The sequence below is a fragment of the Thermococcus onnurineus NA1 genome, from assembly GCF_000018365.1.
Lineage (GTDB): Archaea > Methanobacteriota_B > Thermococci > Thermococcales > Thermococcaceae > Thermococcus > Thermococcus onnurineus.
In genome coordinates this window covers 1,081,811-1,097,222 of sequence record NC_011529.1, presented here as the reverse complement: position 1 = coordinate 1,097,222, position 15,412 = coordinate 1,081,811, and the positions used below count along the sequence as shown (strand labels likewise).

Below are 15,412 nucleotides of genomic sequence, written 5' to 3'. Positions count from 1 at the left end.
TCAACCCTCGCCGGGTTCGTTTTCTTTTAGTGTGCTTGAATTCACTGGGGGAACAGAACTATCCAACTTGGGCCCAGTGCCTTCGTCAGACTGTGATACGGGCTCGATGTCTTTGACTTGAGCCTCCAGCCGTCCAACCAGTTTATCAAATGCATCCTTGGTGGGTACAAGATAGAATAGGCTCTCGACCCCTGTGCTGGACTGATAAAAGCGCGTCCTGAAGATAATAACCTCCAGAACGTCCCTGAGGTCTGGTCTGGCAAGTTCTCTCTCCACGTCGTACGGGCTCTCGGCCTGCTTTGGCGGACTGAGGGAAACGGGTTCTTCAATAAGCTTGGCCAGTATGTCGGTATAGACTGAGATGAGTATGTTTCCTATCTCCATTATCGCCGAGCGCCCCATGTCGTCTATTCCGTCATCACTGGGCGCCATGCCAAGGAGCAGCGATACGAGTGCTTGGGCGCTTTTCTTCGGAAATTGCAGGATGGTGAGGCCGCTGAGTCCCTCGGTTATGTCAAACATTACGACGAAGCTGTTGCTTATTCCCTCTGCGGCAAGGGTAGCTAGGAACTTTGTCCGAGGGATAACCTCGACTTCAGGGGGCTCCATTTCAATCTCGCCGATCATGTTTGAGAGTGCAGTCAGCGCGTGGCTTATCGCTATGTTGGACGCCTCACGGAATATGTCCCGGTACCATTCGGAAAACCAGCTCTTGTACTTTCTCATACAAATCCCTCCAGAAGGGTATCTATAATCTTCTTCATAGAGAATGGATGTGGGAGTATCATGAAGTGTTCCCTGAACTCAACGCCCTCTACTGTCATCTGAGTCTTTAGAAGCATGGTGTAGTCGCAGTGCTGGCCTATGTCAGCGAGCGCAAAGTCGAGTATGGCAGGAGGGAAATCAATAGCCAAGTTGGGTGGCGTCTGGTTTATCTCGGTCCCAAGGAACTCGCTGAGTGCATTTGCGAAAGCGGATATCAGTATGTTGCCCGCCTCCATCACTGCGGACTGCACTATCTCGTCAAACTTTGTGGTGCTTCCGGGGGACATTCCCATCATGAGGTCAAACATTGTAAGGGCGTCCTTAAAATCCATGAAAAAGAACGCATGGCCATTAAAGCCACCGCTCAACTGTATGTACACCGCTATCTTTATGTCCTCTCCGACCTTCTCCGGCACACTCTTGATTGGCGTGATGTCTATCTCCGGAACAGTTATGTTGACAGTTAACCCAGTCATCTCACTGAGGGCATCTGCTGCCCGAGAGGCTCCTATGTTGAAGGTCTCAACTAGCACACTCTTTGCGAACTCGTCGAGGTTTTTGATGTACCCTTCGTAGTTTTCATATTCCACTCCTACCACCACCGAGCAGCCCATTTATCTCGATGATTAGAACGACGCTACCGTCGCCGAGTATAGTTGCTCCGGCGAAGCCGCTGATATGGGAGAGCATCTTGCCGAGGCTCTTGATGACTATGTCCTTCTTGTGGAGAAGTTCGTCGACGCCAATTGCCACCTTTTGGGCGCCGAGGTCGACCACTATGGCTGGGAACTCGTCTTTCTCCGGTATGGGCAGTCCAAAGAGCTCGTGGAGCATTATCACAGGGATTATCTCGCCGCGGAGTACTATGACATCCTTTCCACCTATGCTTTTGAGGTTCTCACGTTTTATCTCGATGCTCTCGAGGATGTTGTTTATTGGCACTGCATAGACCTCGCCCTGCACTTCGATGAGAAGCGCTTGGATGATGGCCATGCTGACCGGTAGCTTCAGAATAAACGTGCTGCCCTTTCCGACCTCGCTTTGGACGGATATAGTACCGTTCAGGCTCTTTACGACGTCCTTTACGACGTCCATTCCGACGCCCCTTCCGGAGACGTCGGTGACCTGCTCCTTGGTGCTGAACCCCGGCAGGAAGATTAGGTTTATGGCCTCCTCGTCGCTCATCTCCGCGGCCCGCTCCGGTGTTATGAGGCCTTTCTCAATGGCCTTGCGTTTTATCTTCTCGGGGTCGATACCGCGGCCGTCGTCACGGACTATTATCTCGACGTGGCTTCTCTCGCGTTTCGCTATGAGTTCCAACTTCCCTGTGCGTGGCTTTCCAAGTTTCTCCCTCTCGTCTGGAGACTCGATCCCATGATCTATGGCGTTCCTCAGGAGATGGACAAGAACATCACCTAGCTTGTCTAGTATCGTCCTATCGACCTCTATGTCTGCGCCCTCAACGATGAATTCGACCTCCTTCCCCATCTTCCTTGCCAGCTCACGAACCATACGGGGGAACTTGTTGAAGACCTCCGCCACAGGTGTAAGGCGCATTTCCATTATCTCGTCTTGGAGCTCGGTAAGAAGTCTTGAGAGCGTTGAGAGCGTTTCGAGAAGCTCCCTGTCGCCCAGTCTCTCGGCTATCTGCTCCAAACGGCCCTTGGTAATGACGAGCTCACCCACGAGATTCATGAGCCTGTCGAGGTGGGAGACATCGACCTTGATAATCTTCGACACCTTAACCTTTGGAGTTTGCACGGTCTTGAGCTTCTGAGGTTTGCTCTCCGCTTTCTTCTCTGCCTGCTGTTCGGGACCCCTCGATTTCTCTGTCTCCTCCTTGGTTTCTACCTCGATGCTGTCCCCTTCCTCAACCTTGACGTCTTCCACGTCGGGATGCTTGCGCACAATTTTGACGATGTCATTGGGTAACACATTGGATACCATCAAAACCTTGAAGTAGTGCCCATCGATGATATCACCGTTTTGAATCGCCACAGTGTCGGGGATGGTTCTCTGGACAGTTCCAAGTTTTTGAAGATCCTGCAGAATCAGGTAGGAACGGACTCCTTTCAAAGGAGCGTCCTTCTGGATGTACACCGTGACAGTGTACGTCTTGTTTTCTTGTCCCGCGGCGGGATGGTACTCCTCCACCTCGACCCTCTCAACCTCTGGGTGTCTCGTCACCACATGCTTAAGTCTTTCAGGGCTCTCCTCAGTGGCCACAACAAACTCCAGAACGTCAACGTCGGCCTTCCCATCCTCTATGATCTCTCTACCCGGTTTCGTTTCGATTATCTCACCAAGCTCCTCTAGGTCTGAGAGTATGAGAAAGGCCCGTACGCCCCTGAGCTGGGCATCTTTGTGGAAGTAAACTTTAATCCTGTACCTTGGAAGCTCCCCCTTTTCCCCAGAGGGTGCTGTCCTCTCGGCTTCAGCCCCGGCTTCTTCGGGTGTTTTTTCTCCCGTCAGGGGTTCTTTGGGCTGTGTACTAGAGGCAGCTTTTTCTACTGGTCTGCTCCTCTCAAAGAACTTCTGGGCCTTTTCAAACAGCTCTCCGACGTCAAAGTCCCCTTCGTTCCCGTTCTCCTCTATGCTGTCCACCATCCCCTCAATGACATCAAGAAACTCAAGAAGGACGTCTATGAGATCTGGGGTTGGCTCAATCTTCCCGCCTCTGACAAGATCAAACAGATTCTCCATCTTGTGAGCAACTTCGCTGAGCTTCATGAATCCCATAGTTGCAGCGGTACCCTTGAGCGTATGTGCGTCTCTGAATATCTGGTCTATCATGGCCTTTTTTTCTTCCTCGCTGCCGCCTTCTTTGACTATCTTCTCTAGCGTGAGTATGGCGTTGCTGAGGCTGTCTATCCTATCCCTCGCATCGGCAAGGAACTCATCTAAGTACTGAGAGAGGTCCTCCATCGGTACCACCCCTGTTAATCTTGTTCACTGCCGTCACCACGGTCTCAGCGATTTTATCAAGGGGAACGACGTAGTCGACCATGCCGGTTTCAATGGCCGCCTTTGGCATTCCAAAGATTATCGACGTCTCCCTGTCCTGGGCTATGGTGATGCCCCCCTTCTTTTTAATCGCGATTATACCCTGAGCACCGTCGCGGCCCATTCCAGTCATTACTACTCCAACAGTTCTTCTCCCAAAGATATCTGCCGCGGTTGTCATCATCGGATCTGCAGCAGGCCTTACCCCGTGAATCTTCGGCTTCTTATTGAGTGTTATGACAGGCTTTCCTCCTCTCATCTTCACTTCCATATGGTAGTCTCCTGGGGCAACGTAGCCTTTGCCCTCCTCGATGGGCTCACCGTCCTCAGCTTCCTTGACATCTATCTTGCTGATACTGTCAAGTCTCTTGGCGAACGATTTGGTGAATCCCGGTGGCATGTGTTGCACCAAGAGCACTGCGGCCTTTAGGTTGTCAGGGAACTTGGGGAACACCTTGAGGAGGGACTGCGGACCACCGGTTGATGAGGCCATAGCCACCACTGTCCTGGCCGGGACGCTGGGTTTTCTGACCTTTGTTTTCTGTGCCCTTAGGAGCCTCGTCCTCCTAATCTCAAGGAACCTCCTAGGGACTCTGGCAGCTTCTTTGATCTTTGCGATGATTTCATCCTTCATCTCCCTCATGTTTATAGAAATAGAGGAGCTCGGCTTGGGTATGAAGTCAATGGCGCCGTATTCAAGGGCCTTTATCGTGGCCTCGGCGCCCTCCTTGGTCCGGGCACTCACCATTATGACCGGGGTGGGGCTCTGTTTCATTATTACGCGGAGAGCGTCGAGGCCATTCATCCGGGGCATTTCTATGTCGAGTGTGATCACATCCGGTTTGTGGAGCCTGACCATGTTAATGGCTTCTATTCCATCTCTTGCCTCGCAGCAGACTTCAAGCTCGGGATCGGAGTTGATTATATCTCCAAGTATCTTCCTCATGAACGCTGAATCATCGACAACTAGCACTCTAATTTTTCTGCCGGGTGAGTTCAGCGGCATCTAACCCACCCTTAGCTTGACAACACGCGATTTATTTCCTCTAACACTTTGGGGGCCTGGAACGGCTTGACTATGTAGCCCGAGGCGCCTGCCTTTAGTGCTTCCATGACCTTTCCTTCCTGGCCGACGGCGGTGATCATGATTATCTTGGCGTTTGGGTCAACCTTTTTTATCTCCTTCACAGCGGTAATCCCATCCATTTCGGGCATAACTATGTCCATAGTTACAATGTCGGGCTTGAGTTCTTGGTACTTCTGAACAGCCTCCTTTCCGTTTGCAGCTTCTCCAACGACCTGGTGGCCTCCCTGGGTTAGTATCTTCTTCAGCAGCATGCGCATAAACGCTGCGTCATCTACGACCAAAACCCGTGCCATGGCCTTTCACCTCCAGGTTCTTGCGATATATCCTCGCGACGAGGTCGTATAATTTAAACAGCTTGGCAGCGTTGCTAAGTATGGTTTCAGTCTTGCCAAGGATGAGATAACCGTGGTCTTCGAGGGAGTCATAGAGCTTGGCGAATATCTCCTCCTGGGCGTCCCTCTTTACGTAGATCAGTACATTGCGGATGAATATTACATCGAAGCCCTTTGGATACGTCGGGCTGAAGAGGTTGAACTGCTGGAACTTGACTAGGCGCTTTATCTTGGGCGAGATCCTGTAGCGCTCCTCGCTTATCCTGGTGAAGTACTTGGGTATCATGTGCCTCGGTACCTGTTTCTCCACAACGTCTGCGGGATACTCTCCCCTTATGGCCGTTGCCAAAGCCTCTCTGTCTATGTCAGTTGCTAGTATCTGCACCCTGAATCCGCTGAGGTTTTTACCTAGGGCTTCGTGGAGGGCCATAGCTATGGAGTACGGCTCCTGTCCTGTGGAGCATGCGGCGCTCCATATCTTAATGGTGCTTGTGTGGTGCTCCTTCTTGTAACTAACAAGTTCCGGGATAACCTTTTTCTCGAAGGTTCTCCAGACCACTGAGTCCCTGAAGAACTCTGTGACGTTTATTGCCACCGTGAGTAGTAGCTCGTCCAGCTCCTGCTTGTTTGTCCTTATCATGTGGTAGTAATTCATGTAGTTGTTTATACCGAGCTTTCTCATCCTTGCCTTTATGCGCCTTACAAGGTACGTATCCTTGTAGGCGTCGCTACTAACCTTCAGGTGCCGAAACAATTCCCTCTTAATCTTTAGGTAGCCGGGGTCTTTTACATCCATCATTTGGGTCACGCATCCATTGGGGATTATCCCACGCGTTAGGTTGGTTATTGCAAACTTTGCAAAAATTTATGCACTGTTTGCATAAAAAATCTTTATGTGTAGATGGTTGTGTAGGTGCATAGGTAGGCAGTTACGTCATAATTGATTATTCTATTAACGCGTATTAAAAGTTATTATCTACATTCGAAAATCTTTTATCCCTTGTGCTGTATTGAATAAACAGCGGCACTGGAGGTGTGGCCATTGACCCGTGCAGTCACCATAGCAGCGGTGAGTTCAGTATCACTTCTTACTCTTGCTGGGACTTTGGTATCCTCTGTGGCTGGGCTTGCACTCGGCCTAGTTTCTGCCGTTGCCGTTTCTGCCTACCTCTCGCGGCCAAGTGATGATTTGAGTAGGATTCTGGATGCCCTCGAAGCCTTGTTGGACGGGGAGAGCGTTGATCTTTCAAAGCTTGGGGCCGAAACCGCAGCCCGAATAACTGCCATTGAGGACAAGATAAAGGCCCTCGGCAAAAGAAATGTGGAAGTTCAGCGGGTTTCAGTCCTGCCCGAGATTGAGACTGTTCTTCAAAATCTTGAAGAGGCGAGAGAGAAGCTGTCCTCCCTCCTACCGACTCTTGACGTTGGAGTTAGTGTGGAACACGATGAGCTTACGAGCGCCCTCGAAAGGGAGCGCTCCACCGTTGCCGAACTTGGGGACTACATCCAGACCCTTACCGCGGGTATAGAGGAGATGAACACTCAGGCACAGGCACTCACCGACTATGCCCTTGAGACCGCCAATATGGCCGAGACCGGGAAACGCATCTCTGATAACGTCGCCCTCAACGTTGCCAGCATTACCGAGGTCAATCAGGACATGGAGAGGGCGGTTTCCATACTTGTGGAGCACTCTAAGAGGATAGGCGAGATAGTCGAAGTCATCAGCAGTATAGCGGAGCAGACCAACTTGCTCGCTTTGAACGCTGCCATTGAAGCTGCTAGAAGTGGTGAGCACGGTAGAGGCTTCGCTGTCGTTGCAGAGAACATCCGTGAGCTGGCGGATCAGTCAAAAAAGTCCACTGACCAGATTACGGAACTTATCAGGGACATGCAGGAGAGCATTGATACCGTCGTGAGTTCGATAAAGCAGGAGTTCAGGGTCACCGAGGAGATAAAGGACGCGGTTCAAGAGCTCATAGCGGCCTTCGACGACATAGCTAGGCGAGCTAACGAGACGGCCAACATGATAAAAGAACTCTCCGACAGCATAGAAGGACAGGCCCAGTCCGTTCAAATGCTCATGGACACCATCAATGGCGTCTACGCCCTTCAGGACGAGATATCTAACGTTATGCTTCCGGTTGTTGAGTCCTTCACCATGATGCAGTCACGGTTGGATGAAATACGAAGTGGTCTTAAGGACCTCGAACAGTCAATAGTTGAGTCAAAGGAACTTCTTGAAAAGGTTAGTACCGTCCGGAGGTGATGGGATGGCCGAGATTCAGGTCGTGGCCTTTATGGTTGGAAACGAGGAGTTTTGTCTTGATATCTCAAAGGTCAGGGAGATAAAGGAAATGATGCCAATAACTCGTGTGCCTAACTCCCCGGACTTCGTTGAGGGTGTCATAAACCTTCGCGGACAGATAACGACCGTCGTCAATCTCAAGAAGCTCCTTGGTTACCATGACCCTGATGGAGACCTCTCAAAGAAGAAAATAATCATTGCAGAAGTCAAGGACGAGATAATAGGCATAATCGTGGATTCGGTCTCGGACGTCATAACCCTGACCGACGAGCAGATAGACCAGCCGCCGAAGACTCTTAGCAACAGGGTCGACATCCGCTACATAAAGGGCATAGCCAAAATAAACAACGGGGAGAGGCTCCTCATAATGGTCGACCTTGACAAGCTCCTCGGCGAGGAGTTCTAAAGTAGGTCGAGCTCTCTGAGTATTTCCTCCACGCTTCTGTCCTTTGCTCCTCCGATGTTCTCTTTTTCGGCACCGAGTCTTAGCATAAGTCTCTGCACCTGCTCTTCCAGCCTTCTTAGTTCTTCGAACTGGTGCCGTAGCTTCTCGTAGAACTCCTTCTCGACTGGCGTAACCGGTATCGGCTCTTGAAGCTCCCCGGCTATTCTGTCAAGCTCACCGGCGAGTTCATAGACTATCCTGTGGATCTGGATGAAGCTTTTCTCCGGGTTCAGTTCTTTCTCTTTCCCATCCCTGTCTACTTTCATTGGTATATCGAGCCTCTTCACTCTAACGATTATATCGTTGAACGTTGCATAGACATTCTCGTCTGGAAGGGACACTATGGCCAGCTTACGCAGGTTCTTCAGGAGTTCTATGATATTCTCCTTGAGCTCTCTGAACTCCATCTGTCCGTGTCCGGTAAGGACGTAGACCTTGGCTATGTCCCTCAGAGATAACAGGGCCCTTTTTGCTTCGGCCATGCCAGCGCTGAGCTTCTCTGGTTGAAGGGTCACAGTCGCCTTGATGACTTCCAAGAACTCCTCAACCTCTGTCTGCTTCCTCCTTTCTATGGCTTCCTCGAGGTGCTCTATCTCTTCCTCGAGCTCTGAAAGGAGCTCCCTCTTGAGTTCTTCCCTGAGTACGCTCTTGGTCTTCTCTAGTTCCTCTTTGAGAGATTCGAGGCGTTGGTTTGTCTTGTCCAGTTCAAGCCTGACGTTACCAAGCTCGTAGTCCACCCTTGTTTCGAACTTTTGGAGCTCTTTAAGGGAATCCTCTAGTCTCCTGAGCTTCTCTTCTACCGCCCTGAGCATCTGGCTGACCTCTTCCTTGACCCCAGCTTCCCCTGAAGAAACACTCGACCTGACGTCCCTTATCTCTGATTCTAGTTCGTCCCTCACTTTTGAGAGCTTGGACTCAAGCTCGCCGAGCTCCTCTTTGAGCTCAAAGTGTCTGGCCAGGACTTTGTCCGTCACGTCCCTGACGTAGTACGCCAGAACAATGGCAACTCCCGCGGTAACGGCGAGCTCGATTATCATATCCATACCACCTGGCTTCAGCCGTGTAATCTGCGGCGTTATGGTATTTAGATTTTATGCTCTTCTACCGTAGTGAGTCGATATATGCCACAGAGAACCAAACAGTGAATTGGAAATTATCCATATCATTGGATGATTGTTCTTGATACCAATTTTGTTCAACTTCTGAATGAAAATTCTACAATCAAAGATTATCATTGATGAGTTATTCCCATGGTCTGACCAAAAACGTTATATATTCTACAAATGGCAATGTTATGTACGGGAGTGGTGTGTCCATGATCCTCAGTGATCATTCAGTGGCTATAATCAGGGACGCCGAAGCTGGCCATGAACTTCGGGGGGAGGGAGGATGAACGCAGTGATCGTTGATCCACAGGTGTTGCGTTCTATCCACCGCAGCGAACTGAGGAAGAAGATACTGATGTACTTGAGCGAAATATATCCTTCTGCGACGTACCTCTCGGAGATAGCAAGGGTGGTCGGTTCTGATCCATCGAACGTCAGAGGTGCCCTGGTTGGCCTCGGCAACCGCTACAACGGTGAGAGCTCTCTTGTGTACCTTGGCCTCGTGGAGGAGGTTTCTAATAACGGCTTCAAATACTACCGCCTGACAGACTACGGGAAGAAGGTTGTGGACTACCTCAAGGAATATTACCGCTATTACAGGAGGTTCATGTGAGGTGATAACATGAATCCCATCGATGCCGTCGATGCCAACATCGAGCAGATGATTAAGTTCTCGGTGCTTGAAATAATCAGCCTTGGAACCAAGCATGGTGTGTTTCCACTTCTTGCAAGGGGGCCAACGATTCAGGAGCTGATAGATGAAGTGGATCTTCCCAACAGGCGCCTTCTACTCGGTTTCATAGAGACCCTCGAGAGCCTGAAGATAGTCAAGGAGAAAAACGGCAGGCTGTACCTCGATGGTTTCTCATATACCATCAACGTACCAGATGAGAAGTACGACCTTCTCGTCCCGGACTGGGTTCCCATCCAGGAGGAGATCTACCGCATGGTGGATTATGCATTCATAACTCCCATTCACCCCCACGTTCTCATGGACTTCGACAAGGACGCTGACTTCTGGGACATACGTATGAGCACAAGGTTCTCCCGCATCTACCGCGAGGCGATGGCCCAGGTGGCCGGCCTTAGACAGGGGATGCATGTTCTTGACATTGGCTGTGGCTCATATTCCCCGCTCCAGTTCGGGGAGATGATAGGATACAACGGCTTCTACCTCGGCATCGACTACTCCCCGGCGCTCATTGAGATAGCTCGCGCCCGTATCGAGGATAAGAGCCTGCCGGTGGAGCTCAAGGAGATGGACGCGAAGCTCATAAGGCCTGTGAACGAGTACGACTCTGTTTTCCTCAGTTTCGTCCTTGAGTACATCGATGACTTTCCCATGGTACTCAAGCGCGCCATGGAGGCCCTCAATTCTGGTGGTAGGATGGTAATCCTTGAGCCCTTCAGAGACACCTTCAAGTATGTCCAGGCCCTGGAGTTCTTCGAGGGCCTCAACAAGGACTTCATTGGCTTCCCGTCCGCCCGGGATGTGAAAGATGCCATCCTGAATGAGGGCTTTGACGTTGAGATAAGCCAGCCAGCGAGGAGCATGCTGGTCGTTAAGAAGATGTAATTCCATAGTCTCTGCTTTTTCACTACTTTGTACCATCCTTAATTAATGTCTTTGTCCCTTGTTGTTTTTGGCACATCTCCCAGTGAGTTTTGGATGTCCTTTCAGGTACCTACATATGCACCTACACAACCACCTACACTACTAAGAACAAAAAAGACCTTTATATTTACATAACGTAATCAACGACGCAGACAACCCTAGGGGGTGCGTGGAGAATGAAGGCCAGGACAAGGAGAGGTGCCGTGGGTATCGGTACCCTGATTGTGTTCATAGCCATGGTTTTAGTGGCGGCAGTTGCTGCTGCGGTTCTGATTAACACCAGCGGGTTCCTCCAGCAGAAGGCTTCCAGCACCGGCAGGGAGACCACTCAGGAGGTAGCCAGCGGCATACAGGTCGAGAGGGTCGTTGGTAAGGCTAACAACCTTCCGAGCAACCAGTACATCGAGCAGCTTGCCATCTACGTTACCCCGAACGCAGGCAGCTCTGGAATTGATCTCAGCAACACCAAGATAATCCTCAGGAGTGAGTCCACTGAGGCTGTTCTGAAGTATGATACTGCAGATGTTGCTTATGCCTTTGATACCGGTGTTGTCAGTGACATATTTAGCACAACACTGAATGCTTGGTCACAGCTGGCAGATGAGCCAACTTCTGAGTTTGGTATCATAGTTCTCCAAGATGCTGATACAAGTCTTACTGATGCCCACCCGACCCTCAACAAGGGCGACCTTGTCATACTCACCGTCCTCGTTGGAGACCTTGACGTCAACGGTGATGGAACTACCGACAGCGGTGTCTTCAGCCCAGGTATTGCTCCGGGCAAGAAGATCACCGGCCAGGTCGTTCCGGAGTTCGGTGCTCCCGGTGTTATAGAGTTCACCACCCCGAGCACCTACACCGACGCCGTTATGGAGCTCCAGTGATGCCCTTTCCTTTCAACTTATTTGAGGAGGTGGGAGGCGATGTTTAAGAAGAAGAGGGGTGCTGTGGGAATAGGCACCCTGATTGTGTTCATAGCCATGGTTTTAGTGGCGGCAGTTGCTGCTGCGGTTCTGATTAACACCAGCGGGTTCCTCCAGCAGAAGGCTTCCAGCACCGGCAGGGAGACCACTCAGGAGGTAGCCAGCGGCATACAGGTCGAGAGGATAGTCGGTAAGACCGACGCGGCCAAGCTCAACATCCAGCAGCTCGCCATCTACGTCAGCCCGAACGCTGGCAGTGCCGGCATCGACCTCAGGAAGACCAGGATAATCATCAGCGACGGCAGCCAGCAGGCCGTTCTGAACTACAAGGTCGGTGATGGGCAGACCACGATTTCAAATGGTACTAACTCACTTACGATTGGCGATGGGCAAACAATAACAATCACATATGATTCAATCAACAATCAGGTTAGCTTCAGTGACGGAACAACTACTGTTACTGTAGCCAATGGAGGGACTATTCAGGACACCGAAACTGCAATGCTTGCTGTTGCGGATAATACCATCGGCAAAGGTTACATAGTGGTTCAGAGTACAATTACCCTTGATGGAACTCAGGATGTTGGAGGAGTTACCGGGACTAATGACCTTATCATAACTGACCAGTACGGCAACCAGATGGTAATCTACGATATAGGTTCAGGTGCCTCTGCTAATGTTAAACTCAGCGTGATTGATAGCGCCTACACTCCAGCCAGCCTCATCGCTGGTGGTGTCTTTGCTAGTGATAAGCTTGCCTGGCTCGGCCTCAGCGCTGCCACTGACTACGGTATCATCGTCATCCAGGACGCTGACAACAGTGTCCAGCCGCTCTACCCAACCATCAACAAGGGTGACATGGTTGCACTAACGTTCTATGTTGGAAACGACGCTGGAACCGCTATCTTTGGTCAGGGTATCCAGCCGAGGACCAAGATTACAGGTAAGGTTGTTCCGGAGTTCGGTGCTCCAGGCGTCATCGAGTTCACCACTCCGACCAGCTACACGGACGAGATTATCGAGCTCCAGTGATGCCCTTTCCAATATTTTCGTGAGGAGGTGGTGTGAATGTTCGGTAAAAAGAAGAGGGGTGCTGTCGGAATTGGTACCCTGATAGTGTTCATCGCTATGGTGCTTGTCGCGGCGGTCGCTGCCGCAGTGCTCATTAACACCAGCGGCTACCTCCAGCAGAAGAGCCAGGCCACCGGAAGGCAGACCACCCAGGAAGTTGCGAGCGGAATAAAGGTCACCAGCGTCGTTGGATACGCTCCTGAGATTACTACTGGTGTCTATGACAACATGATGAGGCTTGCCATTTACGTCAGCCCGAACGCGGGCAGTGACGGCATAGACCTTAGGAAGGTTAAGATAGTCCTCAGTGACGGCAACAAGGAGGCCACCCTTGAGTGGGCCGACCCGGACACTAACGATGATGGTACTCAGGATGTCAACACCTACACCAACGACCCCGTTAGCAATATATTCGCTAACTCCTTCGGAACCACTTACACGTTTGACTGGACTGCCCTAGCCCCAACCACCTTTGGCATCATAGTTCTCCAGGACGATGACGGTAGCGTCCAGATGAATTACCCAACCCTCAGCAAGGGCGACCTAGTTGTCCTTGCCGTCAGGACTGGAGCAGTCTTTGACAACGACGGGGATGGCATTTACGACGAGCAGAATGTTGATGGTATTGCCCCCAACACCAAGATCACCGGCCAGGTCATTCCGGAGTTCGGTGCTCCAGGCGTCATTGAATTCACCACTCCATCAACCTACACCCAGAGCGTCATGGAGCTCCAGTGACTCCACCGCTTCTCTCTATCTTTCGTTTTTTGAAAATTTTCAGGAGGTGGTGCTATGCGTAGGGGAGCAATAGGCATTGGCACGCTTATCGTCTTCATCGCAATGGTGCTGGTGGCGGCAGTAGCGGCAGGGGTAATCATAGGCACAGCGGGCTACCTAGAGCAGAAAGCTCAAGCCGCTGGAAGGCAGACCACTCAGGAGGTCGCCAGCGGCATCAAAGTCCTCAACATATACGGCTACACCAACGCTACCCCGCCGAGCAAGGGTACCATAAGCAGGATGGCGGTGTTCATCGCCCCCAACTCCGGCAGCGAGGGCATCGATCTGAGCAACGTCAAGATAGTCCTTAGCGACGGAATAAAGCTCGTCGTCTACAACTACAGTGGGATACTCTATAAGGGTGTCGTGGACGATCTCTTCAACGGCACGGAGATAAGCAGCAAGATATGGGACAACTCCAGCTTTTCAGACACCAACTTCGCAATAGTTGTCATCCACGACGGCGCCAGTGAGATGGACGCCAACCACCCGAACCTCGAGTGGGGTGACCTGGTGGCGCTCCTCGTAAAGACCACTGTGTTCAGCGCCGAGAACGGGGAGAAGGGAATAGGTCCAGCGACCAAGATGGTTGGTAAGGTCATACCCGAAGTCGGCGCCGCGGGAGTTATAGACTTCACCACCCCCGCGACGTACAACTACAATGTGATGGTGCTCCAGTGAGGTGATTGCCATGAGGCGCGGTGCCATTGGTATTGGGACGCTCATCGTGTTCATCGCAATGGTGCTGGTGGCTGCCGTTGCCGCTGGTGTGCTCATAAGCACTTCTGGCTACCTCCAGCAGAAGGCGATGGCCACCGGCAGGCAAACGACCCAGGAGGTAGCGAGCGGCATCAAGGTGATGAACGTCTACGGCTACACCCCTGCTGACCCAGCCGGGAGCGGTAAGATAACTAGGATGGTGCTCTATGTCTCCCCCAACGCCGGTTCTGGCGGCATAGACCTTGCCCACGTCAGGGTTGTCCTCAGCGACGGCAAGAGGATGGCCGTCTACAGGTATTACGATCCGAACGAGGATCCAGACCTTCAGGCAGACTACTTCATTTACTCCGGTGACGTGAGCAACGTGTTCGCCGATGTTGGTGAGGACCCAGCAACAGGTGCTGTTGACGTCAGCACATATACCCCAACCACGGCCAGCGACATATCAATCCTCTGGAAGAACCTGTACTACTACAATACGAATGCAGACGGTAATGGCCAAAGGATACTCTTTGGTATCATCGTCGTCAGCGACGGCGACCAGAGCCTCAGCGGAAGCCCAGCGCACCCGACCCTCAGCTGGGGTGACATAGCAGCAATAGCCCTCTGGACGATACCGTTTGACGATGATGGTGACCCGACTACCGGCTACGGCCTTGGTCCAAGCACCAAGGTCACCGGTAAGGTCATACCCGAGAACGGTGCAGGTGGGGTTATAGACTTTACCACTCCAAGCACCTACACGGACAACCTGATGGAGCTGCAATGAGGGGGTGGCTTCCATGGCGCTGGACTTCCTCTCGTCTTTGTTCAAGAAGAAGCCAAAGGAAGAGGCCACCCCTCCGGAGGAGCCCATTTTTGAAGAGGAACTAGAAGAGCGTGTCGAACACAGGGAGGAAAACGAGCAGATAAGACAACTCATGGAGCGCATCAATGAGATCGAGAACGACATCCCAAGGATAAAGATAAGCATAGACACGATAAAGAAGCAGATGCAGGAACTCCGCGACGACATCGACAGGCTTGACAAGACCATTAAGGACGTCATGATGCTCTATGAGGTTATCAGCCAGGAGATAAATCCATTTAAGGACCAGATGGGACAGGAGAACCCACTCACCAATGAGATACAGGATCTCAGGAAAGAACTGGAAGACCTAAAGCTTGAGATCGCTCAGATAAAAAACGACATCAAGGTGCTTGCGGGATATGGGGTTGACCTCGATTCGATAATCTACGAGGTGCTTGCGGAGGTGTGAC

17 protein-coding genes and 1 pseudogene are annotated in these 15,412 nt (G+C 51.5%); 11 read left to right on the top strand and 7 right to left on the bottom strand.

The features are described 5' to 3' along the window. Genes TON_RS06075 through TON_RS06050 form a run of 6 tightly spaced genes read right to left on the bottom strand, consistent with a single transcriptional unit; the run spans position 1 to position 5,986 of the window. The gene (locus TON_RS06075) at positions 1-726 is read right to left on the bottom strand and encodes a chemotaxis protein CheC (protein WP_012572160.1); all 726 of its coding nucleotides are present in this window, start codon (positions 724-726) and stop codon (positions 1-3) included. Beyond that, positions 723-1,355, bottom strand: a complete 633-nt coding sequence (locus TON_RS06070) for a chemotaxis protein CheC (RefSeq protein WP_012572159.1) — start codon at positions 1,353-1,355, stop codon at positions 723-725. Before TON_RS06070 ends, TON_RS06075 begins: the two co-directional genes overlap by 4 nt. Next, positions 1,345-3,690: a chemotaxis protein CheA gene (locus TON_RS06065; RefSeq protein WP_012572158.1), complete on the bottom strand. Its 2,346-nt coding sequence runs from the start codon at positions 3,688-3,690 to the stop codon at positions 1,345-1,347. Before TON_RS06065 ends, TON_RS06070 begins: the two co-directional genes overlap by 11 nt. Continuing rightward, positions 3,662-4,774 (bottom strand): protein-glutamate methylesterase/protein-glutamine glutaminase, encoded by a 1,113-nt coding sequence (locus tag TON_RS06060; protein WP_012572157.1) that lies wholly within the window; start codon positions 4,772-4,774, stop codon positions 3,662-3,664. Before TON_RS06060 ends, TON_RS06065 begins: the two co-directional genes overlap by 29 nt. An 11-nt stretch (positions 4,775-4,785) precedes the next feature. Next, a complete protein-coding gene (locus TON_RS06055) occupies positions 4,786-5,148 on the bottom strand; it encodes a response regulator (RefSeq protein ID WP_012572156.1) in 363 nt (120 codons plus the stop codon). After that, positions 5,123-5,986, bottom strand: a complete 864-nt coding sequence (locus TON_RS06050) for a CheR family methyltransferase (RefSeq protein ID WP_012572155.1) — start codon at positions 5,984-5,986, stop codon at positions 5,123-5,125. The genes TON_RS06055 and TON_RS06050 overlap by 26 nt, the downstream gene beginning before the upstream one ends. 243 nt (positions 5,987-6,229) lie before the next feature. On the opposite strand from TON_RS06050, the gene TON_RS10525 reads away from it, so the two are divergent. Further along, positions 6,230-7,456 (top strand): methyl-accepting chemotaxis protein, encoded by a 1,227-nt coding sequence (locus TON_RS10525; protein ID WP_012572154.1) that lies wholly within the window; start codon positions 6,230-6,232, stop codon positions 7,454-7,456. A gap of 4 nt (positions 7,457-7,460) precedes the next feature. After that, positions 7,461-7,901, top strand: a complete 441-nt coding sequence (locus TON_RS06040; protein ID WP_012572153.1) for a chemotaxis protein CheW — start codon at positions 7,461-7,463, stop codon at positions 7,899-7,901. Here TON_RS06040 and TON_RS06035 read toward each other — a convergent pair. Next, entirely contained in the window at positions 7,898-8,977 is a 1,080-nt protein-coding gene (locus TON_RS06035; RefSeq protein WP_012572152.1) for a hypothetical protein, read from the bottom strand. The two genes, TON_RS06040 and TON_RS06035, sit on opposite strands and share 4 nt — an antisense overlap. Positions 8,978-9,329: 352 nt before the next feature. Between TON_RS06035 and TON_RS06030 the strand changes: the two genes are divergently transcribed. From TON_RS06030 to TON_RS05995, 9 genes and pseudogenes are all read left to right on the top strand, one after another. Beyond that, positions 9,330-9,659 (top strand): helix-turn-helix domain-containing protein, encoded by a 330-nt coding sequence (locus TON_RS06030; RefSeq protein WP_012572151.1) that lies wholly within the window; start codon positions 9,330-9,332, stop codon positions 9,657-9,659. A 9-nt stretch (positions 9,660-9,668) separates the two neighbouring features. Continuing rightward, positions 9,669-10,622: a class I SAM-dependent methyltransferase gene (locus TON_RS06025; protein ID WP_012572150.1), complete on the top strand. Its 954-nt coding sequence runs from the start codon at positions 9,669-9,671 to the stop codon at positions 10,620-10,622. A 215-nt stretch (positions 10,623-10,837) separates the two neighbouring features. Then, positions 10,838-11,545 carry a flagellin gene (locus TON_RS06020; RefSeq protein WP_012572149.1) on the top strand — a complete coding sequence of 236 codons (708 nt, stop codon included), beginning with the start codon at positions 10,838-10,840 and terminating at the stop codon, positions 11,543-11,545. A gap of 39 nt (positions 11,546-11,584) precedes the next feature. Then, positions 11,585-11,911, top strand: a pseudogene (locus TON_RS10805) (archaellin/type IV pilin N-terminal domain-containing protein); the annotation flags it as partial. Between the two features lie 174 nt (positions 11,912-12,085). Further along, positions 12,086-12,616, top strand: a complete 531-nt coding sequence (locus TON_RS10800; RefSeq protein WP_337998376.1) for a hypothetical protein — start codon at positions 12,086-12,088, stop codon at positions 12,614-12,616. A 36-nt stretch (positions 12,617-12,652) separates the two neighbouring features. After that, the gene (locus tag TON_RS06010; RefSeq protein ID WP_012572147.1) at positions 12,653-13,393 is read left to right on the top strand and encodes a flagellin; all 741 of its coding nucleotides are present in this window, start codon (positions 12,653-12,655) and stop codon (positions 13,391-13,393) included. Positions 13,394-13,447: 54 nt separating this feature from the next. Beyond that, positions 13,448-14,113, top strand: a complete 666-nt coding sequence (locus TON_RS06005; RefSeq protein ID WP_012572146.1) for a flagellin — start codon at positions 13,448-13,450, stop codon at positions 14,111-14,113. A 10-nt stretch (positions 14,114-14,123) separates the two neighbouring features. Beyond that, positions 14,124-14,921 carry a flagellin gene (locus TON_RS06000; protein ID WP_012572145.1) on the top strand — a complete coding sequence of 266 codons (798 nt, stop codon included), beginning with the start codon at positions 14,124-14,126 and terminating at the stop codon, positions 14,919-14,921. Between the two features lie 13 nt (positions 14,922-14,934). Beyond that, entirely contained in the window at positions 14,935-15,411 is a 477-nt protein-coding gene (locus tag TON_RS05995) for a flagella accessory protein C (RefSeq protein WP_012572144.1), read from the top strand. Position 15,412 lies beyond the last annotated feature (1 nt).

What these genes read in the sequence shown, in the direction of transcription:
- TON_RS06075 (WP_012572160.1), bottom strand. Translation starts at nt 726, where the DNA reads ATGAGAAAGTACAAGAGCTGGTTTTCCGAATGGTACCGGGACATATTC.
- TON_RS06065 (WP_012572158.1), bottom strand. Translation starts at nt 3,690, where the DNA reads ATGGAGGACCTCTCTCAGTACTTAGATGAGTTCCTTGCCGATGCGAGG.
- TON_RS06060 (WP_012572157.1), bottom strand. Translation starts at nt 4,774, where the DNA reads ATGCCGCTGAACTCACCCGGCAGAAAAATTAGAGTGCTAGTTGTCGAT.
- TON_RS06055 (WP_012572156.1), bottom strand. Translation starts at nt 5,148, where the DNA reads ATGGCACGGGTTTTGGTCGTAGATGACGCAGCGTTTATGCGCATGCTG.
- TON_RS06050 (WP_012572155.1), bottom strand. Translation starts at nt 5,986, where the DNA reads ATGATGGATGTAAAAGACCCCGGCTACCTAAAGATTAAGAGGGAATTG.
- TON_RS06040 (WP_012572153.1), top strand. Translation starts at nt 7,461, where the DNA reads ATGGCCGAGATTCAGGTCGTGGCCTTTATGGTTGGAAACGAGGAGTTT.
- TON_RS06035 (WP_012572152.1), bottom strand. Translation starts at nt 8,977, where the DNA reads ATGATAATCGAGCTCGCCGTTACCGCGGGAGTTGCCATTGTTCTGGCG.
- TON_RS06030 (WP_012572151.1), top strand. Translation starts at nt 9,330, where the DNA reads ATGAACGCAGTGATCGTTGATCCACAGGTGTTGCGTTCTATCCACCGC.
- TON_RS06025 (WP_012572150.1), top strand. Translation starts at nt 9,669, where the DNA reads ATGAATCCCATCGATGCCGTCGATGCCAACATCGAGCAGATGATTAAG.
- TON_RS06020 (WP_012572149.1), top strand. Translation starts at nt 10,838, where the DNA reads ATGAAGGCCAGGACAAGGAGAGGTGCCGTGGGTATCGGTACCCTGATT.
- TON_RS10800 (WP_337998376.1), top strand. Translation starts at nt 12,086, where the DNA reads ATGCTTGCTGTTGCGGATAATACCATCGGCAAAGGTTACATAGTGGTT.
- TON_RS06010 (WP_012572147.1), top strand. Translation starts at nt 12,653, where the DNA reads ATGTTCGGTAAAAAGAAGAGGGGTGCTGTCGGAATTGGTACCCTGATA.
- TON_RS06005 (WP_012572146.1), top strand. Translation starts at nt 13,448, where the DNA reads ATGCGTAGGGGAGCAATAGGCATTGGCACGCTTATCGTCTTCATCGCA.
- TON_RS06000 (WP_012572145.1), top strand. Translation starts at nt 14,124, where the DNA reads ATGAGGCGCGGTGCCATTGGTATTGGGACGCTCATCGTGTTCATCGCA.
- TON_RS05995 (WP_012572144.1), top strand. Translation starts at nt 14,935, where the DNA reads ATGGCGCTGGACTTCCTCTCGTCTTTGTTCAAGAAGAAGCCAAAGGAA.